This window comes from Streptomyces sp. DS1-CR2 (assembly GCF_055760475.1).
The window spans coordinates 290,572-312,169 of the sequence record NZ_CM147085.1; the positions used below are offsets into that span (position 1 = coordinate 290,572).

General features: G+C 68.6%; 20 protein-coding genes and 3 pseudogenes. 17 read left to right on the plus strand and 6 right to left on the minus strand.

Going from position 1 to position 21,598, the window contains the following annotated elements:
• Positions 1-42: 42 nt before the first annotated feature.
• Both ACY0PA_RS01470 and ACY0PA_RS01475 read right to left on the minus strand, forming a co-directional pair.
• Positions 43-960 carry a TIGR03619 family F420-dependent LLM class oxidoreductase gene (locus ACY0PA_RS01470; protein WP_473082956.1) on the minus strand — a complete coding sequence of 306 codons (918 nt, stop codon included), beginning with the start codon at positions 958-960 and terminating at the stop codon, positions 43-45.
• Between the two features lie 10 nt (positions 961-970).
• Positions 971-1,234, minus strand: a complete 264-nt coding sequence (locus tag ACY0PA_RS01475; RefSeq protein WP_473082957.1) for a hypothetical protein — start codon at positions 1,232-1,234, stop codon at positions 971-973.
• 389 nt (positions 1,235-1,623) lie between these two features.
• On the opposite strand from ACY0PA_RS01475, the gene ACY0PA_RS01480 reads away from it, so the two are divergent.
• Positions 1,624-4,356 (plus strand): ATP-binding protein, encoded by a 2,733-nt coding sequence (locus ACY0PA_RS01480; protein ID WP_473086205.1) that lies wholly within the window; start codon positions 1,624-1,626, stop codon positions 4,354-4,356.
• An 11-nt stretch (positions 4,357-4,367) separates the two neighbouring features.
• On the opposite strand, the gene ACY0PA_RS01485 is transcribed toward ACY0PA_RS01480, so the two are convergent.
• Positions 4,368-5,171: an alpha/beta hydrolase gene (locus ACY0PA_RS01485; RefSeq protein WP_473082958.1), complete on the minus strand. Its 804-nt coding sequence runs from the start codon at positions 5,169-5,171 to the stop codon at positions 4,368-4,370.
• A 324-nt stretch (positions 5,172-5,495) separates the two neighbouring features.
• On the opposite strand from ACY0PA_RS01485, the gene ACY0PA_RS01490 reads away from it, so the two are divergent.
• Positions 5,496-5,969 (plus strand): SsgA family sporulation/cell division regulator, encoded by a 474-nt coding sequence (locus ACY0PA_RS01490; RefSeq protein WP_473082959.1) that lies wholly within the window; start codon positions 5,496-5,498, stop codon positions 5,967-5,969.
• 562 nt (positions 5,970-6,531) lie between these two features.
• Here ACY0PA_RS01490 and ACY0PA_RS01495 read toward each other — a convergent pair.
• Positions 6,532-7,080 (minus strand): CGNR zinc finger domain-containing protein, encoded by a 549-nt coding sequence (locus ACY0PA_RS01495; RefSeq protein WP_473082960.1) that lies wholly within the window; start codon positions 7,078-7,080, stop codon positions 6,532-6,534.
• A gap of 391 nt (positions 7,081-7,471) precedes the next feature.
• Between ACY0PA_RS01495 and ACY0PA_RS01500 the strand changes: the two genes are divergently transcribed.
• Together ACY0PA_RS01500 and ACY0PA_RS01505 are read left to right on the plus strand one after the other, a co-directional pair.
• The gene (locus tag ACY0PA_RS01500) at positions 7,472-7,762 is read left to right on the plus strand and encodes a hypothetical protein (RefSeq protein ID WP_473082961.1); all 291 of its coding nucleotides are present in this window, start codon (positions 7,472-7,474) and stop codon (positions 7,760-7,762) included.
• Between the two features lie 503 nt (positions 7,763-8,265).
• Positions 8,266-8,859, plus strand: coding sequence for an alpha/beta fold hydrolase (locus ACY0PA_RS01505; protein ID WP_473082962.1), 594 nt, complete (start codon positions 8,266-8,268; stop codon positions 8,857-8,859).
• Between the two features lie 21 nt (positions 8,860-8,880).
• Here ACY0PA_RS01505 and ACY0PA_RS01510 read toward each other — a convergent pair whose 3' ends face one another.
• Positions 8,881-9,075, minus strand: a complete 195-nt coding sequence (locus tag ACY0PA_RS01510) for a hypothetical protein (RefSeq protein ID WP_473082963.1) — start codon at positions 9,073-9,075, stop codon at positions 8,881-8,883.
• A 303-nt stretch (positions 9,076-9,378) separates the two neighbouring features.
• On the opposite strand from ACY0PA_RS01510, the pseudogene ACY0PA_RS01515 reads away from it, so the two are divergent.
• From ACY0PA_RS01515 to ACY0PA_RS01530, 4 genes and pseudogenes are all read left to right on the plus strand, one after another.
• A pseudogene (locus tag ACY0PA_RS01515) lies at positions 9,379-9,666 on the plus strand (aggregation-promoting factor C-terminal-like domain-containing protein); the annotation flags it as partial.
• Between the two features lie 92 nt (positions 9,667-9,758).
• Positions 9,759-10,724, plus strand: a complete 966-nt coding sequence (locus ACY0PA_RS01520; protein ID WP_473082964.1) for an RNA polymerase sigma factor — start codon at positions 9,759-9,761, stop codon at positions 10,722-10,724.
• A gap of 104 nt (positions 10,725-10,828) precedes the next feature.
• Positions 10,829-11,731 (plus strand): alpha/beta fold hydrolase, encoded by a 903-nt coding sequence (locus ACY0PA_RS01525; RefSeq protein WP_473082965.1) that lies wholly within the window; start codon positions 10,829-10,831, stop codon positions 11,729-11,731.
• 121 nt (positions 11,732-11,852) lie between these two features.
• On the plus strand, positions 11,853-12,110 hold the full coding sequence (locus ACY0PA_RS01530) for a hypothetical protein (protein WP_473082966.1): 258 nt from the start codon (positions 11,853-11,855) through the stop codon (positions 12,108-12,110).
• Between the two features lie 266 nt (positions 12,111-12,376).
• Here ACY0PA_RS01530 and ACY0PA_RS01535 read toward each other — a convergent pair whose 3' ends face one another.
• A complete protein-coding gene (locus ACY0PA_RS01535; protein ID WP_473082967.1) occupies positions 12,377-12,667 on the minus strand; it encodes a hypothetical protein in 291 nt (96 codons plus the stop codon).
• 199 nt (positions 12,668-12,866) lie between these two features.
• On the opposite strand from ACY0PA_RS01535, the gene ACY0PA_RS01540 reads away from it, so the two are divergent.
• The 9 genes and pseudogenes from ACY0PA_RS01540 to ACY0PA_RS01580 all read left to right on the plus strand — a co-directional run bounded on the left by ACY0PA_RS01540 (position 12,867) and on the right by ACY0PA_RS01580 (position 20,881).
• Positions 12,867-13,505, plus strand: coding sequence for an RNA polymerase sigma factor (locus ACY0PA_RS01540; protein ID WP_473082968.1), 639 nt, complete (start codon positions 12,867-12,869; stop codon positions 13,503-13,505).
• Positions 13,502-14,566, plus strand: a complete 1,065-nt coding sequence (locus ACY0PA_RS01545) for a CU044_5270 family protein (protein ID WP_473082969.1) — start codon at positions 13,502-13,504, stop codon at positions 14,564-14,566. Before ACY0PA_RS01540 ends, ACY0PA_RS01545 begins: the two co-directional genes overlap by 4 nt.
• Positions 14,567-14,829: 263 nt before the next feature.
• Positions 14,830-15,168: pseudogene (locus ACY0PA_RS01550) on the plus strand (methylmalonyl-CoA mutase family protein); the annotation flags it as partial.
• Between the two features lie 94 nt (positions 15,169-15,262).
• Positions 15,263-15,451 carry a histidine kinase dimerization/phosphoacceptor domain-containing protein gene (locus ACY0PA_RS01555; protein ID WP_473082970.1) on the plus strand — a complete coding sequence of 63 codons (189 nt, stop codon included), beginning with the start codon at positions 15,263-15,265 and terminating at the stop codon, positions 15,449-15,451.
• 272 nt (positions 15,452-15,723) lie between these two features.
• Positions 15,724-15,948: an ATP-binding protein gene (locus tag ACY0PA_RS01560; protein WP_473082971.1), complete on the plus strand. Its 225-nt coding sequence runs from the start codon at positions 15,724-15,726 to the stop codon at positions 15,946-15,948.
• Positions 15,945-16,780, plus strand: a pseudogene (locus tag ACY0PA_RS01565) (response regulator). Before ACY0PA_RS01560 ends, ACY0PA_RS01565 begins: the two are co-directional and overlap by 4 nt.
• A 170-nt stretch (positions 16,781-16,950) precedes the next feature.
• The gene (locus ACY0PA_RS01570; protein ID WP_473082972.1) at positions 16,951-18,381 is read left to right on the plus strand and encodes an MFS transporter; all 1,431 of its coding nucleotides are present in this window, start codon (positions 16,951-16,953) and stop codon (positions 18,379-18,381) included.
• A 706-nt stretch (positions 18,382-19,087) separates the two neighbouring features.
• Positions 19,088-19,888: an SDR family NAD(P)-dependent oxidoreductase gene (locus ACY0PA_RS01575; protein ID WP_473082973.1), complete on the plus strand. Its 801-nt coding sequence runs from the start codon at positions 19,088-19,090 to the stop codon at positions 19,886-19,888.
• A 192-nt stretch (positions 19,889-20,080) separates the two neighbouring features.
• Positions 20,081-20,881 carry an SDR family NAD(P)-dependent oxidoreductase gene (locus tag ACY0PA_RS01580; RefSeq protein WP_473082974.1) on the plus strand — a complete coding sequence of 267 codons (801 nt, stop codon included), beginning with the start codon at positions 20,081-20,083 and terminating at the stop codon, positions 20,879-20,881.
• Positions 20,882-21,598: the final 717 nt, after the last annotated feature.

The window sequence follows — 21,598 nt, forward strand, 5'->3', positions numbered from 1 at the left end:
TTCCGAGGGCTTCGGTGCGTACGGCTGCGGGCGACCGCCCCGTCAGCCGTGCCGGACCCCCTCGATGAAGCGGCCGGCCAGGTCTATCCGTTCGGCGAGGGTGGCGGGGGTCTGGCCGAAGTCCACGAACAGCTCGTGCACCCCCGCCTCTGCGGCGGCCCGGGCGTAGTCGATGTACTGGCCGATGGTGCCCGCCCGCGGCATCCGGTCGGCGTCGGTCTTCGCTTCGGTCAGCTCGGGGTTGACGCGCAACGCCATCCGCAGGGCGGCGGGATCGCGCTCCGCCTCCACCGCCGCCCTGCGGATGGTGTCCCACATTCCCATCAGATGGAGCAGCGGCATCGCCACGGGCAGCCAGCCGTCCAGCCTGCGGCCGATTCGGCGCAGGCCGCCAGGGGTGAACGCGGCGAGCAGCACGGGCGGCCCGGGCCGCTGGCTCGGCTGGAGTCCCACCACGGTCTCCGGGACGGTGAACAGCGGTCCCTCGTGCGAGAAGAGGTCGCTGCTCCAATACCCCTCCAGCACGTCCAGCGTCTCGTCGAGACGTGCGCCGCGGCCCTTCCAGGGCACGGAGACCGCGGTGTACTCCTCGGGCATCCAGCCCAGGCCGAGGCCCACGGTCAGACGCCCCCGGCTGAGCATGTCGAGGGTGGTCAGCGACCGGGCCAGCATGAGCGGCGGCAGCCACAGGCCGTTCAGGGTGCTTGTGCCCAGCCGGACCTGTGCCGTGTGGGACGCGGCGAAGGTCAGGGCGACCAGCGGGTCCATGTGGTTCTCGTAGGCTCGCGGCATCTCGCCGTCAGCACTTGGGTACGGCGCGGTCGGGGCGCGCGGGGCCAGGACGCGGTCCCCCGTCCACAGCGAGTCGTATCCCATGTCCTCGGCGCTACGGGAGACGCGAAGGATGCCTTCCGGGTGGGCGTCGGGGCCGAAGGTCGGCAGGGCCAGGCCAAGTTGCACAGGTGTCTCCTCAGAGGGTGACCCGGTATGGGTCCTCGTGTGTCAGCGGTATGCCCGGCAGGGCTTCGAGCGCGGCGACCGTCCTGGCGGGTTCCACCGCGTGAACGGTGGCGAATCCCAGGCCCGCGGCAGGCGGCAGATGCTGCTCGGTGTCATCCACGAACACGCATGCGTCGGCGCTCAGACCGCCCAGGACGAACCGGAAGATCTCCGGCTCGGGATCGCGCGTGCGGTGGTGTTCCGACAGCACCAGGACGTCGTAGCGTTCCGCCACCCCGTAGCATGCGGTCGTAGCCGGAGCTGAGTACCTGGAGCACCTCCAGGTTGGTTATCCCGTCCCTCATCGTGCATCCGCTTCTTCCCGCTCTTGTCCCGCGGGCCCCGGCGCTGACACACCGGGGCCGGCTGGAAACATGTGGCCAAACGTTGTCTCACATACTGCAACGTGTGACTCTAACCACACGTGTTGGTCAGCTGTTCCGGTCCGCTCACCCGACGGACTATCCACCCGACAAGAACCTTTTCGGCCATACGAGGTGACGAAATTTCTGGAGGCATCTAGTCTGCTGCATGCGGCGGGGTGTGCGTACGGACGCGAGAACGGCCGGGTCAGTGGTTCAGCGGTGAAGGGAGTGGGGGACCGTGGAGTCGATCGTGGGGGCAATGGTCGGCCGCGAGAGAGAGCAGGAGGTGCTGTCGGCCTTCCTGGCCGACACCGGGGGCCGGTCCCTCGTGCTGCGCGGCGACACAGGTGTGGGCAAGAGCGCGCTCCTTGAACATGTGGCCGAGCTCGCTGCGACACACAAGTACCGGGTCATCCGGGCCGCCGGGGTCGAGGCGGAGTCGGAGCTGCCGTTCGCCGGCCTGCACCAGTTCCTGTATCCCCTGCTGTCCTACATCGACCGGCTGGACGACGTGCACCGCAGGGTCTTCGACGTCGTCTTCGGCCGGAGCGAGGGAACCCCTCCCTCGGTCATGACCCTCGGCATCGCCGTGCTCGACCTGCTCTCCCTCGCGGCGTCACAGACCCCCCTGTTGCTCGTGCTCGACGACGGCCAGTGGATGGACGTCTCCAGTACCGAGGTGTGCGGTTTCGTGGGGCGCCGGCTGACCGGCAGCTCGCTGAAGCTCGTCGTCGTGCTCCGTGCCGACCTGCCCTCCGGCTTCGACACTGCCGCACTGCCGGAACTGCCGGTGACCACGCTGTCGGAGAAGGCCTCTGAGCAACTCCTCGACCTACGTCACCCGGGGCTGGCCCCCCGGATCCGCCGTCTGGTTCTGGACGAGGCCCAGGGCAACCCGCTGGCTCTTCTCGAACTGCCACCCTACGTCCGGCGAGCGGGACGCACCTCGGGAGAACTGCTCGGGTACACCGGCATCCCACTCCCCGTACGCCTGCAGCAGGTGTACGGCGCCCGGATCGAGGCCCTCGGCGACGGCGTGCGCGCGGAACTGCTGCGCGGCGCGCTGGACGGTGCCGGTGCGACGGCCGGCAGCCCGCGAGGCACGCGTTACCGCATCACCGATGCCGACGAGGCCGCGGCCTGCGGCCTGCTGGACGTCGACCCGCTGACCGGCGACTTCGTCTTCCGGCATCCCCTGGTGCGTTCGACCGTCGTCCAGACGGCGACACCCAACGAGCGCCGCGCGGCACACGCCACGCTCGCGCAGGTGCACCGTGACGACCTGGAGCGGCGGGCCACACACCTGGCGGCCTCAACAGTCGACCCCGACGAGGAGGTGGCGGCCGTGCTGGAGGCGGCCGCGGACTCCGCGACCGTGCAGGGCGGCGCGCTGGCGGCCGTGGCCTGGCTGACCCGGGCCGCGGAACTGAGCGAGAGCCACGAGGAGCGGTCCCGGCGGCTGGGCAGTGCGGCGTACATCGCCGGACACTCCGGCCAGTTGGACCAGGCCCGGCAGCTGATCCGCTCGGGCACCGGGTCCGGCACCGGCGATTCGCCGAGCTCGGTGGTCACTTCGGGCTATGTCGCTCTCTTCGAGGACGGGGACGTACGGTCCTCGCAGCGCCAGGTCTTCGCGGCGATCGAGAGCATGCGCGACGCGGGGATCCGGGAGCCGGACGAGATTCTCACGCGCCTCGTCGACCTGCTGCTGGCAATCAGTCAGTATGCGAGCGAAGAGGCCACGTGGGAGTGCACCCACGAACTGCTGGACGGACTGGGCGACTTGGTGTCCTCGCATTCGCGGGTCTACCAGGACGCCTGGGGCGACGTGGTACGCCGCGGAGCGGGCGTGCACAAACGGGTGGAGCGCGCTTTCGTCGGTCTCTCCGACCTGGAACCGTGGGATGTCACCCGGCTGGGAGTTGCCGCCTACCACGTGGACAGCCTCAGCCAGTACCGGCCGCATCTGCAGCGCACCGTGGACCGCGAGGTCGAGACGGGGGCCCTGGCCACCGCGATGACCATGCTGCACCTGATCATGCTCGACCAGATCGCGGTCGGTGAGTGGGCCGAGGCCGAGCGCACCGGACGGCAGTGTCTGGAACTGACGACAGCCCACCGGCACGATCTGTTCACCTATCACACGCGCGCCTACCTGGGGCTGCTGGCCGCGCTGCGTGGTGAAGCGGAGCAGGCCCGTGAACTACAGGCCATGGTCGACACCTGGGCCCGGCCCCGCGGCATCGGTTTCCTCACGCAGATCACCGACACCATCGGCACCACCGCCGCCCTCACCGAAGGCGACTACGAAGCCGCCTACCTCCACGCCATCGGCATCACACCCCCCGGCACCTTCCAACCCTACGCACACCAAGCCCCACGCACCCTCCTCGACCTCGTCGAAGCAGCCCTCCACACCGGCCGCACCCAACAAGCCCGCACCCACGCCCTCGCCGCCCAACAAGCCAACCTCCCCAGCATCTCCCCCCGCCTCGCCCTCATCACCTACGGCGCCCTCGCCATGACCGCCACCGACCCCGCCGAAGCCGAACACCTCTACCACCAAGCCGAAACCCACCCCCACAGCGCCAACCACCCCTACGAACTCGCCCGCATCCACCTCGCCCACGGCACCCACCTCCGCCACACCCAAGGACGCAAAGCCGCCCGGCTCCCCCTCACCCTCGCCGCAGAAACCTTCGAACGACTCGGCACCCCCACCTGGACCGAACGAGCCCGCGCCGAACTACGGGCCACCGGTGCGTCCGCCCTTGCCCCCTCCGCTCATCTCGCGGCCCTGACCTGGCAGGAGCGCCGGATCGCCGATCTCGCGGCGAGCGGCCTGACCAACAAGGAGATCGGCCAGCGGATGCACCTCTCGCCCCGCACCGTCAGCTCACACCTGTACCGCGTCTTCCCCAAACTCGGCATCACCTCCCGCGCCGCACTGCGCGACGCTCTGGTCAAGGTCCCCGGTGACCAGAACGTGTGACCGCGCCTCGTTCAGCGCTCTCCCGGATGTGCGCGGATGCCCTGGTCGTCGAGCCAGCCGAGCACGTAGTCGGCGACGTAGCGCCATCCGTTGTCGACGACGAGGGAGTGGGCACGGTCCGCGAACTGCTTGAGGTCCGTCGCGGCCGTGGAGTCGCCGTAGGCCTTGTACGCGGCCCGGGTGACGAAGTCCGGAACGAGCAGGTCCTCCTGCCCGGAGATCAGCAGCAGCGGCCCCCTGCCGGTGTTGCCGGTGTCCGCCACGGCATACGGGCTGCGTGCCGCGCCCGCGCAGCCCAGGTCGGCGAGGAGCCGGCGGGGGGCGGGCACCGCGTACCGCTCGAAGAGCCACTCACCCTCGTCCGCGTCGAGGGTGTTCGCGAAGACCTTCCGGAACTGCTCCAGGGACAGCGACACCAGTGGTTCGATGCCGTCCTGCTCCGGGGTCCACAGTGCGGGCCGGGCACCGGGCATGGGGATGTCGTTGATGGGGGCCGGCGCGATGGCCACCGCGGCCCGACCGATGTTGACGCCGATGAGGTGCTGGGCGATGAGCCCGCCGACCGAGTGCCCGACGATGACCGGCGCCTTGTCGAAGGAGCGCACGATGGCCGCGTAGTGATCCGTCAGCGCGTCCAGGCCGATGTCACCGAACGCCTCGGGCGACCGGCGCATCTCCTGGGCGACGGCCGCCTCGCCCGGCCACCCGGGCGTCAGGGCGAGGAAGCCCCGGCTGGCAAAGCGCTCGGCCCATGACTCCCAGGAGAGCGCGTGCAGCCACTCACCATGGATGAAGACGACGGGCGTACGGTTCACAGTTGGCTCCTCCGGGCATGACGACCTTCATTCGGCACCGGCGCGCGGGCGACCGTTTCAGGATCGTTCAGGCACAGGTCAGGGGCGACAGTCGAATGACTTAATGTCGGCAGCCCACAGACGAGGACGAGGCGTTGCGTCTCGGTGAGCTCGGCAGCGCCCGGGATGCATAAAGACGGACAGGGGTCCGTTTATCGGTCATCGGGCACCGCGCTCACCGTCGAAGTCGGTGAAGCCCGACGGTCAACTTACTTATGTACGACGATCCCACGGGGACAAGAGTGGGTGAGGTCAGCTTCCGCCCCAGAGAAGGGTCCTCTCGTCATGAGCGGCAACCATCCCGGTGTACAGGCTCCCAGGACGGCGCCCTACGACAGCCCCGATCTGGTCCTGGACATCGAGCGCCTCCTGGACGTCTCCGCCCGGCAGGCCGTCAGGGCGGAGTTCCGGTTCGATCCCGGGTCGCCTCTGATCGTCTGTGTGGAGTTCCTCATCGAGGGCGGTCCCCGCGCCCTGTGGCGAATCGGCCGCGATCTGCTGCAACAGGGGCTGTACTCGGTGAGCGGTCTCGGTGACGTCCGGATCTGGCCGACGTACCCGGAGGGGGACCGGGCCACCGCCCGGCTGCAGTTGGCCTCCGGGGACATGGCGGCCCTGTTCGATCTGCCCGTGGCGCCCCTTGCGGAGTGGCTGGAGTACACCTATGACCTCGTCCCCGCCGGTCAGGAACTCGCCGAGATCGACTGGGACTTCGCGAAGGGGGAGCTGCTCCAGGACCCCACGGCGCAGTCGGACTGATCACCCGGTGCCCGCCACCGGAAGCGCGAACCTGCCACGGTTCCTGTCCCGTTGCCCCAGAGAAGACTCCTGCGGCGGGAGTGTCAACTGGCTGGTCCCGCCGCAGGACGGGGCGGTGGTCCTCATGCTCTCCCCCGGCATGAGGGCAACCGCTCCACCCAGCGGATGACGGGATGCGGTCAGGCGGCACGGTGGCGGCCGCTGCCCGCCTCAGTTGTCCGCGGCCCTTCCAGGGGTTGTCCGTGATCGGTAACAGACGCTTCCCTCAGCCCATGTGTCTCGTCATGCCTGGCGATCGCAGGGGGCCAGGGGCCGGCGAGGACAGCACGGAAAAGGGGCGGACAAGGCACGGCACAGCGGTGGGCAGGGCTGGGAGGGCAAGGCCGTCGGAGCCGCGCTCGGGGTGACGTTGCTGGCCACTGGGGCCTCACGGCGCACCACAAAACCGCCACCTCGCCAAGATCGAGAGCGACCAGAAGGCGCGGGCCTCAACCCCAGCCGCCTCTACGTCGCACGGCCCCGGGACGTCCGGCCGGGTGGCGGTTCGGCGTTCGCCTGTCCGTCAGACCCCGGCAGTGCTCTTGCGGGCCCGGTAGGCCGCGGCCTTGACCCGGTTTCCGCAGGTTCGCATGGCGCACCACTCCCGCCGGTGGCCACGCGAGCGGTCGAGGTAGACCTGGGTGCACTCGGGGCGGGCGCACTCGCGCAGCAGGGCGCCCTCGTCACCGCCGAGGATCTCGACCGTCGCGCGGGCGAGGGTCGCGAGCCCCTGGGAGACGGACGCCGTGTGGCGCACTCCCTCGGGACCGAGCTGCACCTTCACGGGCAAGCCCGCTGCGTGCCGGTTCACCTCGGCGACATCGGCGGGCGACAGGGTCTCGCCCGCGAGCCGTGCCGCCACCAGTGAGTAGATCGATTCACGCAGGTCGATCGCGGTCTCCAGATCGATCTCGTCCGCGTCGGTCGGCGTGTCGCACATCCCGGACTCGACGAACCAGTCGTCGAGCAGCCCGGGCGTGGCGAGCTTCTCGGTCGGCGACTCATTGCGCCGCGCGCGCAGCGTTCCGACGAAGTCGAGTGGGAGTGTCCCACAGGGAAAGGCATGATTCACGTAACCATATTGACTGGTGACTGCCGAATAAGCAATGTCCCGGCCGCCCCCGTCGCCCCAGTAGGAACAAAAAGGTCTCATAGTCACAAGTAGTGACAATGGGGCGCGTGGACGAAGGAAGCCGCGGGCCAAGACGGAACGGCACTCTTGCGCACACCGGCGCCGCGAACCGGGCGGAGCGCCGTGCAGAGGTTCCTGCATGACGACCCCGTGATCCGCCGCAAACGGGGTCACGACCATGCCTGGGGTGCCGCGTGGCTGGGGCACAGCGGGCACGTGTGGCTGGAACGGCGCACGGCGGGGCGACCGATGACGACTGGGCGTGACCGTGGGGGCCGGTTGTCGATGGGCAGCGGTCGGGCGGTGCACGACGGTCCGGGCTACTCGGCGCGTGCTTGACGTAGGCCCGGCTGGATCGAGCCCGGGTGTCCGGCTGCGCGCACGGCGCCGTGCCGAGACGAGACCGGCCGAGCTGCCGGATTCCCTGGTCTTGGGCCTGGCCATTGGCATCTATGCCGCCAATGGGTTCTTGATCGGCTGGGCCGCGGCGTACGACGTACTGACGGGTGTTGCGTCGCCCGCCGCGGTACGACCTCAGTGGGGCGCCTGGTCCCTGTCCGTGATCGACTGGGCCTGCTCCCCCTCGGCCACGGCCGGGCGGGTGGTCGCCTCGCGCTGGTGAATGCGGGACGGCGGGGGTACGGCGCCCGGCCCAGTGGGCGTGGTGTCGTCGGCGACGGCTGCCCGGCCCGGCTCCCCTCCCCTTCCCGCAGCCTGGATCTACGAGCACAAGGACGATGCCGGCGACCCAGTGCGCGGCTGGCCATGTAATCCCTGGCGAGCAGCCACCCGTCGCCGAGCGACGAAATCGCGGTGGCGGCTGGGCGGCTTAGTCGCTTGAGTCGCTGTTGCGGCCGTCGGGCTTCCTGCCGGTGAGTGACCTTGGCGCGGCGGTGGTGACAGCGTGAGCCGGTGCGGGGCACCGCTGGCCTGATGGAAGGTGCCCTCACCACCGGGCTCACGGCTCGCTCGGAGGTACAGGGCTCACAGTTTCCCCGCACTGTCCGCGTCCGCCTGCGGTCGGTTGAAAAAGGCTACAACTCAACAATAGTTAACTGGACTTGTGAACCAAACGGGACACAGCAGCCGGAGTTGGCGACCAACTTGGCGACCAGCTTGGGGAACATGACCCCGGGAGTGGCTCCTGTGGAGAAGTTCGCCGCCGCCCATGCCGGTCACCCCGGCCTCCCGGACGTGCTCGCCGCCTTCGGCGCCATGTCCCGCATCTCCGATGACGAGGAGACCGTGGCGGTGGCGCGCGGGGTCCTGCCCTCGTACTTCGCCGACTACTGGGGCGACGAGGAGCGCTGGGCACCCTTCCGCGAGGCGGTGCGGGCAGTCTTCATCTCCGGTCTGGACGAGGACCTCCGGCCCGACGTCATCGACGACCGCGTGGCGCTCAAGGAACTGGACGTACCCGCGCTGATCGTCGTGGGCCGGCACGACGTGATCTGCAGTGTGCGCTGGAGCGAAGAGCTGCACGACCTGATCCCGGACTCCCAGCTCGTGATCCTGGAGCATAGTGGTCACTTCGGGCACATTGAGGAACCCGAGCTGTTCGACCGGGCCGTCTTCCGCTTCGTCTCCGGAACGGAGAACGCGGCGTGGGACCGCGTGAGACCGGTGCGCGCCAGAAACCGGTGCGGAGACCATCGTGGTCGTCGACAGCAGTCACTCCGGGCCGGGGCGCCTGTTGTGCGCCCCGGCCCGTCGGATTGACCTGTCCCCTGCCGCCTGTCGTTACAGGCCCAGATCGAGGGCCAGGCAGGAGAAGTACTGCCACTGCCCCTCGGGGTTGTACGCGCCGTTGACCTTGGCGTCCAGGCCGGTGTCCACGCCCTGGGTCGTGTCCTCGACGCGGATACGCTCGGGGAGCTTTCCGAAGCGCGCGTGCCGCGCCGCCGCGGCGGTGTCGAAGGTGGCTTCCTTGTTCATGTCCGTCCTCCACTCGTGGACCGCGTCCGCTTGTCGCTCGGACTGTCATCAGTCTCTCCCCTGATTCGTAACCAGTCAAGGGGGTGATGCGCGAGAGCTACCTATCTCTCAGAAAGATTCGCGGATTCCATACGTGTGATATATCGGAGATGCCGGTTCCGCGGCCCAGGGGGCGGAGAGGCGCAGGGCGTCGCGCAACGAGCCGCACGGTTCGGCGGCGAGGACCATCAGCTGTTGCCCCGGTCCGTGGGGGCAAACCCGGGCACCCGCGACGCTTGGCCCCCTTAGGCCAAGACGGCGGCCTCCAGCTCCCCGGTGCAGAGCTCCTACACCGTCGCCCAGATTCAGGCGATGGCGGCCCAGATGGTGCCGAGCGGTCAATGGACTTGCTTCAGCAACATAGTGGACCACGAGTCCAGCTGGAACTACCAGGCGGTCAACGCCTCCTCCGGCGCTTACGGCCTCTTCCAGGTACTGCCCGGCTCCAAGATGTCCTCGGTCGGTTCCGCCTGGCAGACGTACCCGGCCACCCAGATCAAATGGGGGCTAAACTACATGACCGGCGTGTACGGCAGCCTGTGCCAGGCGTAGACGTTCTGGCAGGCCAACCACCGGTACTGAGCTCCGCCGCCCCGCGCAGCGGTTAAGGTCGAAGACATGTGTCGTGGCCGGGAGGACAACGTATGAACGGGAAACCCGGAAACGTCGGCCCGGTGGAGGACGCAGCGCTGACCCGGGCGGCGCAGTCGGGCGACGTGTCGGCGCTGGCCCTGCTGCTGGAGCGGCACCGGCCCGGCATGCGGGCGGTGGCGCTCAGTCTGGTGGGGCCGGGTCCGGACGTGGACGACGTCATGCAGGAAGCAGCGCTGGTGGCACTGCGCCGGATCGTGGACATCCGCGACCCGCAAGCCGTTGGGCCATGGCTGCGCATGGTCGTACGCAACGGCTGCCGCACGCTGCTGCGGACCGCCCAGCGAGTCGAACCCATGGAAGCGGTCCCCCTAGCTGCCTCCGGCGCCACACCCGAACAGATCCTGCAGACCCATGCGCTTCGGGACTGGGTCTGGGAGGCCGTCGAGGCACTAACGCCGACGCTGCGGCTTCCCCTCATCCTTCGGTACTTCTCCACCGGAATCACCTCCTACCAGCAGATCGCCGAGGCCTGCGCGGTACCGGTGAGCACGGTGCGCAGCCGGCTGAATCAGGCACGTGGCGCCCTCGCCCAGGCCCTCACCGCCACCGCAGCCTCGGCACACGACGACATGTCCCGTCGTACCGAAGCCAGTTGGCAGGAGGCGCGCGAGACGCTCGCGGCCGCCGAACGCGGCGAGTTCGGCAAGGTGGTCAAAGACCGCTACTCCCCCGAGGTCTCGCTGCTGACCGGAGGCCAACGACTCGGCGGCTCCGACCTCTTGCTGGCGGGGATGGACGGAGACCTCTCGGCGGGGGTACGTCAGCGCCCCCTGCACGTCGTGGCCGGACGGTCGCTGGTCGTCTGGGAGATGGAGCTGGTCAGCCCACCCGACGACCCGGACCACTGTCCGCCCGGTGTCGCCTGGATCATGTCGCTCGACGGCGGCCGCTTCGACCGGGTCTCGCTCTACCACGCTGCCCGCCCGGAGCCGGCGGCCGCGCCTGCCGCGGCCTGAGCCAGAAAGTCCCGTGACCCACATCACAACACGGCGATAGAACTGTTCGGGTTCCGGAGCGTCTTGTCGGTGTCATTGCCCCCTGCGGAGCTACGGAGACCCCGATGAGTACATCCACCGCACACACCCACCCGCTCTCCCCCGGCACGCACTCCTACCAGACGGGCGGAATCGTCCAGCGCTATCACGTCCACGGCCGCGGCCCGGTGTGTGTGGCGCACTCTGGCGGGCCCGGCATCTTCTACGAGTACCTGCGCATGCCCGCCCTCGAAGAGCACCTGACGATGGTCTACGTCGAACCTGTGGGCACTGCCCACGACAGCCAACTGCCCTCGCACCCTCACGGCTACACCCGCGAGTGCTACAGCCGCTTCCTCCAGGTGCTGATCAACCGCCTCGGCGTGTCCAAGGTGCACCTGCTGGGGCATTCCCACGGCGCCTTCGTTGCCGCCTATCACGCCCTGCACCGCCCCGAGCAGGTATCGGGCGTCGTGCTGTACGAAGGCGCCCCCATCACCGGTCCCGAGCACGGCGCGGAGGCGGGCCGCATGGTGGAAGCGTTCGTCGCCAAGCACGCGGGCCACCCCGGCCTGCCCGAGGTGCTGGCCGCGTTTGGTGCCATGGCCAACATCTCCAGCGACGAGCAGACCCTGGCGGTCGCGAGGGGCGTGCTGCCCTCCTACTTCGCCGACTATTGGGGCAACGAGGAGCGGCTGGCGCCCTTCCGTGACGCGATCCGGGCCAGCTACATCTCCGGCCTGGACGAGGACCTCGTCCCCGAGGCCATCGACGACCGCGCCGCCCTCAAGGGGCTGGAGCCGCCGGCGTTGGTGGTCGTGGGCCGTCACGACGTGATCTGCGGGCCGCGCTGGGGGTTCGAACTGGACGAGCTGATCCCCGACTCGCAGCTGCTGGTGCTGGAGAACAGCGGGCACATGGGGCACGTTGAGGAGCCCGAAGTGTTCGCGGAAGCGGTCCGTGCCTTCGTCCTGCGGACCAGGGCGTAAGCGGAAAGCAGGTCACGTGCGTCGGCCTGTGTCGGGGCGGCGCACGTGAACCCACGCTGAGCGAGAGCTGATCCGCAGGCCGAATCCCTTGGCGGCCTGGTCCCGTCGAGGGTTCTTGACCGTGGTGGTGAAGGTGTTCTTCCCCCTTGCCTTCGTAGCCACGGGGTGCCAGCCCGTCGAAGGTGGTTTCCGCCTTCAGGGAGGTCACCTTGGGAGCAGCGGAGAGGCGTTCCTGGTAGTAACCGACGACGGTGACCTCGTGGTTCTGTCCGGCCTCGGCGGTGTTGTCCAGGGCCAGGTCAAAGGCGTAGCGCAGGAAGATCAGGGGCACGGAGCGGCAGGCCGCCTCGTTGCTGCCGACCAGCTCGCCGATGCATAGGCTCAGCGTCGAGGTGTCGTCCTTGGTCGCCGTGGCGGAGCTGTACTGCCACACCGTCTTGACGCCGTTGGTCTCTGTCTCGAACGTGTACCGGGAGGACTTCGCCGGAAGGCCGTACGAGACGAGGTCACCGCCCTTGCATCCGGTGAGCTTGAGCAGGGCCGCGGCCGCGGCCGCGAGCATCGTGAGCGCCCTTCTGCGGCGTCGCGTTGGTGGCCCTGAAACGTTGTTCATCGTGTCGGTCTCCTTGTCGGTGTCGAGTGCCATCACAGGCCGAGATCCTGGTCGGGCAGGTGCACCGTTTGCCGCTTGAGCTCGGTGCCGGACGCGTCCAGCAGCTTGAAATCGCAGAAGGAGTCGAGACTCGGGACGGTGGGGGAAGGAGTCGTGCCGCAGGAGGGGAGGGCGGTGAACTCGTGCGAAAGCGTCTCGACCTGCAGGTGAGGCCTCCATGCCCGACGCTGATATGCCCATGCACGACTACGGCGCCTGAGCCCGCGACCGCGACCGCGAAGGCCGAGCCAGACCTCAACAGGTCGGCTCGCCATGAAAGTCATGAGCAGACACCTGCCACGCCCAGGCCACACCTTGATGGGATTGACGAACGAGATATCGACTCGACTCACAGCATCTTGAGGCCCCACGGGCACGGACACATGTGGCCGTGATACGCAAGACACCTGTACGCCCCCCACACCTATCACCTGTGTGATACACATCACGGGAACCCCTCCCGCCGCTCGGACAAGGCTTGACGTGGACTACTCATTGCACACCCGGATACGGGCAGGCGACCCCGAGGCGTTCCGCGAGATCTTCCGTGACCACGCCCGACTGGTCCACTGGCACGCGGTGCGTGCGACCGGGGACTGGACCGTCGCCGAGGACATCGTCTCGCTGACCTTCTTGGAGGCGTGGCGGCTGCGCGCCAAGCTGCGGGACGAGGGCGACAGCCCGCGCCCCTGGCTGATGGGCATCGCCGTGAACGTGCTGCGCAACACCACCCGCGCCGCGCGCCGCCATCGGCAGGCCCTGGAACGCATACTCGTCAAGGAAACGGTCCCGGACTTCGCCGAGGAACTCGTCGGCCGGCTGGCCGACGCCGACCAACTGGCTGCCGCCCAGCGAGGGCTGAAGAGGCTGAACCGGAACGAGCGCGAAGTCTTCATGCTCTGCGTGTGGTCCGGGCTCGGCTACGCGGAGGCGGCGGCCGCGCTCGACATCCCGGTCGGCACGGTGCGTTCCCGCCTGTCCCGCGCCCGCAAACGGCTGACAAAGCTGGCCGAGGAAGAACTGAGAAGAGGCAGGGAACCGCTGCCGGGCAACGGACAAGTACAGGGCGGCCGCACTTCTGCGGTCCGGTCACACGAGTTGGACGAGGAGAGGTCCGAATGATCCGCAAGAACTCGCGGCGCGAGGAGTCGCTGGACCTCGCGGAGCTGGCCCGTTTGCTGCCGGCGCCCGGAGACCCGCACCTGTCACTCGACCGTCACCTGCTTCTCGAGGAGCACCTGATGAACGAGATCTACTCCACCGCATCAGCAGCCCCCGCGCCGTCCCGCCGCCCGGCACGCCGCGTCCTGATGATCGGTATTCCGGTCACCGCTGCCCTTGCCAGCGCATTTGCCTTCGCCGCGCTGCCCAATTCCGAGTCCAGCGGCACAACCGCAGCCACCCCGGCACCGGTCGAGGCGTCGGTCGTCCGCATCGAGCCCGGCAGCACCGTCCAACTCGCCTCCACTGTCGAGCACATCGCCGCCGCCGCCTCAGCCAGCGAGGCTCCCGAACCCGCCGCAGGCCAGTACATCTACATCAAAAGCAAGGTCTCCTACCTCAGCGTCTCGCACACCGACGCAGCGGAGTCGAAGGCCTTGGTCCAGCCCCTGCATGTCCGTGAGGTCTGGACTTCGCCCGACGGCAAGCAGGGCTGGCTGGACGAGCCCGGTTACCAGCCCAAGGGCGGCACCACCGTGAACACCGAAGTCAAGAACAGCCTGAACAAGCCCTCCTACGACTACCTCAAGACGCTGCCCACCGATCCGGACGCCCTGCTTAAGAAGATTTACAAGGAGACCAAAGGCCAGGGCAATTCTGCGGACCAGGAGGCATTCACCACGGTCGGCGACCTGCTCGGCGAGCAACTTGCACCAGCGAAGCTGAACGCGGCGCTTTACCGGGCTGCCGCCAAGATCCCCGGGGTGGTCGTACTGGACCAAGCCACGGACGCCGCAGGACGCGAGGGCATCGCCTTGGCCCATGTCGACCAGAAGAGCGGCGACCGCACCGAGTGGATCTTCGACCGTAAGACGTTCGCCTATCTCGGCAGTCGGGGTGTCCAGGTCAAGCAGGCCAACGGCATAAAGCCCGGCACCGTCCTCGAGAGCACCGCCGTGCTCGAGCGGACCGTCGTCGACGCCCAGAAGCACCGTCCTGGCGCCGCAGGTACCGATGCGTGAAAGCACGGCTCCGCTGGGATCTCGTTGAGACCTGGCTGGCCAGTTCCTAAGGTGCCACCTCCTCAGGAGCAGCACGTCGAACAGCACTCCCATCGTCGCTGGTGTCCGGCTCGCGACCACAGTGCATCGGCACCGGCGCAGTGTTCACGGCGCACACAGAGCTAACAACGTGCAGTACAGCGCTACAAAGGGAGCAGGCCTCTCGCGGTGGAGCGAGCGGCCTGCTCCTGCTCCGAACCTCTCAGCGAGAGTTCCAGCCTCGTTACTTCTGTGACTCCGAAGAACGGCCCTATGTGTACGGCAAGGTCGGCACGTCTAGGGTCTCGGTAGCCACGCTGGACGACATGAAAGCACTGTACGAGGGCTTTGACCTGGTCGCCCCGAGCACCTCGGTCTACATGACCGTTAACGGTCCCGCGCCGACGATCCTCGCCTTCTTTCTCAACACTGAGATCGAGCAGCAACTCGACCGGCTCCGAGCTGAGAAGAGCCGCGATCCCTCATCTCAGGAGACGGCAGAACTGCGCGCGCACGGTCTGTCAAATGTGCGCGGCACAGTCCAGACGGACATTCTCAAAGAAGACCAGGGGCAGAACACCTGTCGGCGGCGCTGGGCCTGTACGGCTCCTCGACCGATACCGCACCCAACAGCACGTCGCGGCGCTGCAGACCCAACGCCTGGACTGCGCACGGGAGTTGCACGACTTCGTCGGCCACCACGTGACCGCGATCATCGCCCAGACCAAGGCCGTGCGCTACGCGACCGTGGCCGGCATGCCGCCGTCGGCCGAGGAACTCGACGGCATGCTGGCGGCTGTCGAAGAGGCTGGCGCGCAGGCCATGCAGTCGATGCGGGCATGGTCACGGTGCTGCGCACTCCCCTGATCGGTCCGGATGCCGCAGTCGGCGCGCCGGGTGAAGGTATCGCCGAACTGCGCGCCCTCACCGACCAGTTCGCGGCCACCGGCCCGGCGACCACTCTCACGATGACCCCCGCCTGGCCACCGGCACGCTGCCACCCGGCGTCGCCACGACCGTGCATCACGTCGTCCGCGAGTCGCTGACGAACATCCGCAAACACGCCCGCCGCGCGAAGACGGTCACCGTCGACGCCCGCCCTGGACGGCGAGACCGTCCACCCGGCCGTCCTGGTATCGGTGACGGACGACAGTCCGGACACCTGCCCGGTGGACGCCGCGGCGCCACCGCCGCGCACCGGCTACGGCCTGGTCGGACTGGCGGAACGCGCCGCGCTGGTCGGCGGGACCTTCCACGCGGGAGCCGTGGAGGGCGTCGGCTGGATGGTCGAGGCACGCATCCCGCTGCCCGGCCCGCTCTCCCCGCTCGGGGACCCTACGGAAACTGCCACCCTGGACGCATGACGATCGGCATCCTCATCGCCGACGATCAGCAGATGAGCCGATCGACCTACGGCATGATCCTCGGCGCGCAGCCCGACATGTAGATCGTCGCCTCGGTGGCCGACGGCGCCACGGCCGTGAGGGAAGCCCGGCGGCTGCGCCCCGATGTGTGCCTGCTCGACATCCGGATGCGGGTCTCGACGGCCTGGATGCGACGCGCGTGCGGGCGGGGCCCCGAGGCCCGCACCCCCTGAAGGTGATCATCGCCACCACCTTCGACCTGGACGAATACGTGTACCGGGCAGTGCGCAACGGTACCTGCGGTTTCCTCCTCAAAGACGGTTCCCCCGCCCTGCTCGTCGAGGCCGTGCGTGCCGTGGCCGCAGACAACGCCATGATCTCCCCGGCGCTCACAGTCCGCCTGCTGCAGCACATGACGACCGCCGCCACGAAGCTCACCGACGGACAGGAGCCCCCGGCCGGACCGCGCACGACGACAGCAGCGCCCGAACTTCCTATTACGCCACGCGAGCTGGATGTCGTGCGGCTCCTCGCACGGGGCCGGACCAACGAGGAACTGGCCGCCGAACTCCACGTCCCCCTCTCCACCGTCAAGACCCACCTCGGCAACGTCCAGCGCAAACTCGCCGCCCGCAACCGGGTTGAGATCGCCGCCTGGGCCTGGGAGAACGGCATCTGTAGCACCCGGGACACAGCGTGCTTTCCGGGGTCGGCGCCGACATTCTCGCCCGCTTCCCCACCGCCGTGCTCGGTGCCCGGGACGCTTCCGGTGCTCCCTTGCTCTCCGTGCGGCTCGCCGCCCTGCCCAGCGCCGCAGACGCCGGCTGGGTGATGGCCGGTCTGCCCGGTGTCCGACCGGTCGGCCATGTCACCGATCCGCTCGCTCGTGATCAGGAGGCGTCGGTTATCACACACTTCAAGATCTTGCGCGAAGCCGGGTAGGTCGGGAGTCACACATACACGTGAAGGCAAACTGTTCAGGTTACCTGTAGTATTGGGGACATGAACATACACAAGGCAACAGCGGGCCGCCACGCGGCCGGAAAGACGGGAGGTCGGCCGCAGGAAGGCGGTGAGGCCGCAACCCCGGGCTGGCGCTTCACTCTTCCCCTCATGCTCGGGTCGTCCCTCAACCCGATCAACAGCTCGATCATCGCCACAACCCTGATCGCCATCGGCCATACCTTCCACGTCGGAGCGGCCTCCACCATCTGGCTCGTCTCTGCCCTCTACCTGGCCAGCGCGATCGGCCAGCCCACCATGGGGCGACTCGCCGAGCGCCTCGGCCCGCGCCGCGTTTTCATCACCGGCCTGACCCTGGTCGGCATCGGCGGCGTGTTGGGCACCGTCGCGACCAATCTGCCCACCCTGGTGGCAGCGCGCGTCATCCTCGGTGTGGGCACCTCGGCCGGCTACCCGACGGCGATGGTCATCGTGCGTCGCTGGGCCACCACCCACGCGCCGGCCCGGACGGGCGGCACACTCGGCGCCCTCGCCATCGCGGCACAGGTCACCTCGGCGTTCGGCCTGCCCCTGGGCGGCTTGCTGGCAGCAGCCGCCGGATGGCGCATCACCTTCTTCATCAACGTGCCGCTGGTCCTGATCGGCGTGGTGATGACGCTGACCTGGGTGCCGCGCGACCTCCCCCGAGCCGAGCGAACCGGCGAGAACGCGCCCACATCGGGTCTGGACATCCCCGGCATGGTCCTCTTCTCCGGCACCATCGCCTCCCTGCTGTTCTTCCTCAACGACCTGCACCACCCACGGTGGTCACTCGGCGTACTCACGGTGATCCTGCTCGTCGCCCTCGTGCTGTGGGAGCGCCGAACAGACGATCCGTTCGTGGACGTGCGGATGCTGGCCAGGAACAAGCCGCTGAGCGCCACCTATCTGCGGGTGTGCCTCACCTTCCTGCTCAACTACTGCATCCTCTACGGCCTCACGCAGTGGCTGCAGGAGACCCGCGGTCTGTCCGCGATCGGCGTGGGCCTGCTGATCCTGCCAATGTCTGTATTCGCGGCCCTCATCTCCATTCCCTTCGCGCGGCGCAACCTGGTGCGCTCCGCGCTGTACTGCACAGCCGCCGCATCGGTGGTCGGACCGGCCGGTCTCCTGCTGTTCACCTCGACCACCCCGATCTGGGTCCTCGTGCTGATCACCATGGTCTTCGGCGTCGTCTCGGGCCTGGGCGTGATCGGAAACCAGGCCGCCCTGTACCAGCAGGCACCTGCCGAAGCCGTGGGCGTCGCCGCCGGCCTCATGCGCACCTTCACCTACCTCGGCGCTGTGCTGTCGTCCAGCCTGATCAGCCTCTCGTTCGGCGACCGGGCCACCGACAGCGGCCTGCACACGATCATCTTCGCGCTGCTCGGCCTGGGTGCCGTCCTTCTCGCCATCACCCCGTCGGGGGCCCGCAAGCTGACGGCCTCCTGAGAGCGTTCGCAGCGGCGTCCAGTGCCCTGAACTACACTGCCGACGCGCATGCACTGCGCGGACGTCCTGGTGCCGCGCAGAACGCCGGATGCCACGCAGATCCCCACTCCTCGCCTCATCCCGGCTTGCATCGCCCCACCTAGCATGCCGGGCCTTGTAGTCCTCACGGTCGAAGAGCGAGGACGCCCTCGCTGCTTCCGCGGCGCTTGCGATAGGCAGCCTGGTCAGCCGATTCCGGGATGGTGCACCGGATGCCGCGCCTGCGGAAGTAGGCGCGGTTGGCGCGCGAGGAGTAGGCCTTGTCTGCTCGCACTCGCAGTGGCCGTCTGCGCGGACGGCCCCGCCCCGCCCGAGGCACGCGGATGCCCTCCAGCAGGTCACGAACTGCGGGCTGTCTCCTTGCTGGCCCGCTGTGACCAGCAGCCACAAAGGCCGCTGATCCTGGTCGCAGGCCAGTCGGCCGGCCCTACGGCTCGCCCCTCACTCCGGGTCGCGATCACCGAAAGAAGCGCCTGCACTGGACGGCCCCCTCAGCCGGCGAGCGCACCTTCGCTGCCATGACCTGGCGGGAGCGCGCCTTCCCCTTGCGGGCGCCGAGGCACTTGGCCACACATGTGCATAATGGCTGACACACGCCAGAAATGGTCTAACCGCCTCGCCCGGCACACATCTTCAAGCACATGTCTGAATGAAGAAGGAAATACCTATGGATATGCAACTGGCCGGGAAACGAGCCGTGGTGACGGGATCGAGCGCCGGACTCGGACTAGCGATCGCCGAAGCTCTTGCGCGCGAGGGGGTCACCGTCGTCGTGCACGGCCGCGACGAGGCACGCGCCAACAGCACCGCGGCCCGCATCCGGCCCGAGGGCGGCCAGGCCGAGGTGGCGGTCGGAGACCTGAGCACACCCGAGGGCGCCGCGGCCGTCGCCGCGAAAGCGCTGAGCGGGGGCACGATCGACATCCTGGTGAACAACGCCGGCGCATACGACCAGGTCGGTTGGATGGACCCCACCCCTGAGATCTGGGCGGAGACGTATCAGACCAACGTGCTGTCCGGCGTGCGGATGATCCAGAGCTTCGTTCCGGACATGCGGGAGAGCGGCTGGGGCCGGGTCATCCAGATCGGTGGCGGCCTGGCAGCCCAGCCCATGGCGGCGCAACCCCACTACAACGCCTCGCTCGCCGCCCGCCACAACCTCACCGTGTCCCTGGCGCGCGAGCTGAAGGGCACTGGTGTCACCTCCAACACGGTGGCGCCCGGTGCGATCCTCACGGAGACAGTGCGCACCCTGCTGTGGCAGATCGCCCCCGCCCATGGCTGGGGCGACACGTGGGAGGAGATCGAGCGCGCGGCCGCGGACAGCTGGGTACCCAACGACACCAACCGGTTCGGGCGGCCCGAGGAGATCGCCGCCGCGGTGGTCTTCCTGGCGAGCCCCCTCGCCGGATACATCAGCGGCGCCACGCTACGCGTGGACGGCGGAACCATCCGGTACGTGAACTGACACGGCGAAACGCACCCTGCCACTCGACGCCCCCGGCACCCCTTCATCGGCGCCTCGCCGGGTTCGGAGGCCGGTGAAAATCGCGGAGCGCCGCTAAAGTCTTCCACTGTAGACTTTACAAGTCTACCGATGTATACTTGAAAACAGAGACCCGGTCGTACCGACACGGGAAGTTCCAGAGAGAGACAGAACATGGACCTGAATCTGAACGGACGGCGTGCGCTCGTCACCGGTTCGAGTGCCGGGCTCGGTGAGGCCACCGCGAAGCTGCTGGCGGCCGAGGGCGCGGCGGTCGTGATCCACGGCCGCGACAAGGACCGCACCGAGAAGGTCGCGCAGGACATCCGCGCGGCCGGCGGAACCGCCACCACGGTCCTCGGCGACCTCGCCGACGACGCAACCGCCGCGAAGGTCGCCCGCATGGCCACCGCCGACGGCCCGATCGACATCCTCGTCAACAACGCCGGCTTCTACCGGCACCTGTCCTGGGCCGAGGCCGCGCCCGACGAGTGGCGCGACACCTACAACGTCAACGTCGTCTCCGGCGTCCGCATGATCCAGCACCTCGTGCCCGCCATGCGCGAGCGCGGCTGGGGCCGCGTGGTCACGATCGGCGGCGGTCTGGCCTCCCAGCCGATGAACACCCACCCGCAGTACAACGCCACCCTGGCGGCCCGGCACAACCTCGCCGTCTCCCTCGCCCGCGACCTCAAGGGCACCGGCGTCACCTCCAACGTCGTCTCCCCCGGAGCCATCCTGGTCGAGGCCACCAAGGACCTCGTCACCGAAATCGGCCCGGCCCGCGGCTGGGGCCAGACCTGGGAAGAGATCCAGCCCAACGCCGTCAACGCCCTGATCCCCAACGACCAGGAACGCTTCGGCGAGCCCGACGAGATCGCCGGCGCCGTCGCCTACCTCTGCAGCGAATACGCCCAGTACATCAGCGGAGCCACCATCCGCGTCGACGGCGGCCTCATCCGCACCGCCTTCTGAAACCCCACAGCCGCCCTCCCCACACGGCACACACCGGTGCGAACGCCCACGCGACAACGCGACGGCACCCGCACCGGTGCTCTGTGCTGTCCGGCCCGTGCAGCACGCGAACATCCGCATCGTCCACAGCGCGTTCCGCGGCGGAACCGCAGGACGAGACATGGTCGAGCGGAACGGATCGCGGCTCACACCGGGCATTTGATGCTGTCGCTGAGACGCACGGGCCATCGCCGCATCCATGTGACGTGTGACGCGCGGCCTCCGAGGGAGCGCTGACGAGACGTCATCCGTGCGTGAGGGCGAAGCCGTGTTCCCGCAGTGACGGCTGCCGCACGCCACGCCGGAATCGTCGGGCCATCTCCGGCCACGTGATCACCGACTTGCCGACGTCAGCTGTGGCTCGAACCCAACCGCTCACCACCGCGGGTCATTTGGGGCCACTCGATAAGGCGGAGAAGAAACACTCCGCCCAACGACCCGTCCGCTGGACGCCGTCCAGGCTTGGTGCGCCCACCCCCGACCGAGGAGCCACGGGCCAGGTCGGACGCATGAAGGTGGTGGAGCAATCGGCCTCTTGCATCGTTCAAGTCCGCACCCCGCGCCGCCCTGGCCGTCATCCGGATACAGGCCCCCGCCCTCGCCTCCAGACAGCCGCCGGGACCCCGGCGGCCATGCCGCTGGGGTCCCGCAGTCGTCGCACCGTGCTAGGCACACACC

Excerpts from the sequence above, each read along its gene's own strand:
- ACY0PA_RS01480 (WP_473086205.1), top strand. The coding sequence starts at position 1,624 with ATGGTCGGCCGCGAGAGAGAGCAGGAGGTGCTGTCGGCCTTCCTGGCC.
- ACY0PA_RS01490 (WP_473082959.1), top strand. The coding sequence starts at position 5,496 with ATGAGCGGCAACCATCCCGGTGTACAGGCTCCCAGGACGGCGCCCTAC.
- ACY0PA_RS01505 (WP_473082962.1), top strand. The coding sequence starts at position 8,266 with ATGACCCCGGGAGTGGCTCCTGTGGAGAAGTTCGCCGCCGCCCATGCC.
- ACY0PA_RS01510 (WP_473082963.1), bottom strand. The coding sequence starts at position 9,075 with ATGAACAAGGAAGCCACCTTCGACACCGCCGCGGCGGCGCGGCACGCG.
- ACY0PA_RS01520 (WP_473082964.1), top strand. The coding sequence starts at position 9,759 with ATGAACGGGAAACCCGGAAACGTCGGCCCGGTGGAGGACGCAGCGCTG.
- ACY0PA_RS01525 (WP_473082965.1), top strand. The coding sequence starts at position 10,829 with ATGAGTACATCCACCGCACACACCCACCCGCTCTCCCCCGGCACGCAC.
- ACY0PA_RS01535 (WP_473082967.1), bottom strand. The coding sequence starts at position 12,667 with ATGACTTTCATGGCGAGCCGACCTGTTGAGGTCTGGCTCGGCCTTCGC.
- ACY0PA_RS01545 (WP_473082969.1), top strand. The coding sequence starts at position 13,502 with ATGATCCGCAAGAACTCGCGGCGCGAGGAGTCGCTGGACCTCGCGGAG.
- ACY0PA_RS01570 (WP_473082972.1), top strand. The coding sequence starts at position 16,951 with ATGAACATACACAAGGCAACAGCGGGCCGCCACGCGGCCGGAAAGACG.
- ACY0PA_RS01575 (WP_473082973.1), top strand. The coding sequence starts at position 19,088 with ATGGATATGCAACTGGCCGGGAAACGAGCCGTGGTGACGGGATCGAGC.
- ACY0PA_RS01580 (WP_473082974.1), top strand. The coding sequence starts at position 20,081 with ATGGACCTGAATCTGAACGGACGGCGTGCGCTCGTCACCGGTTCGAGT.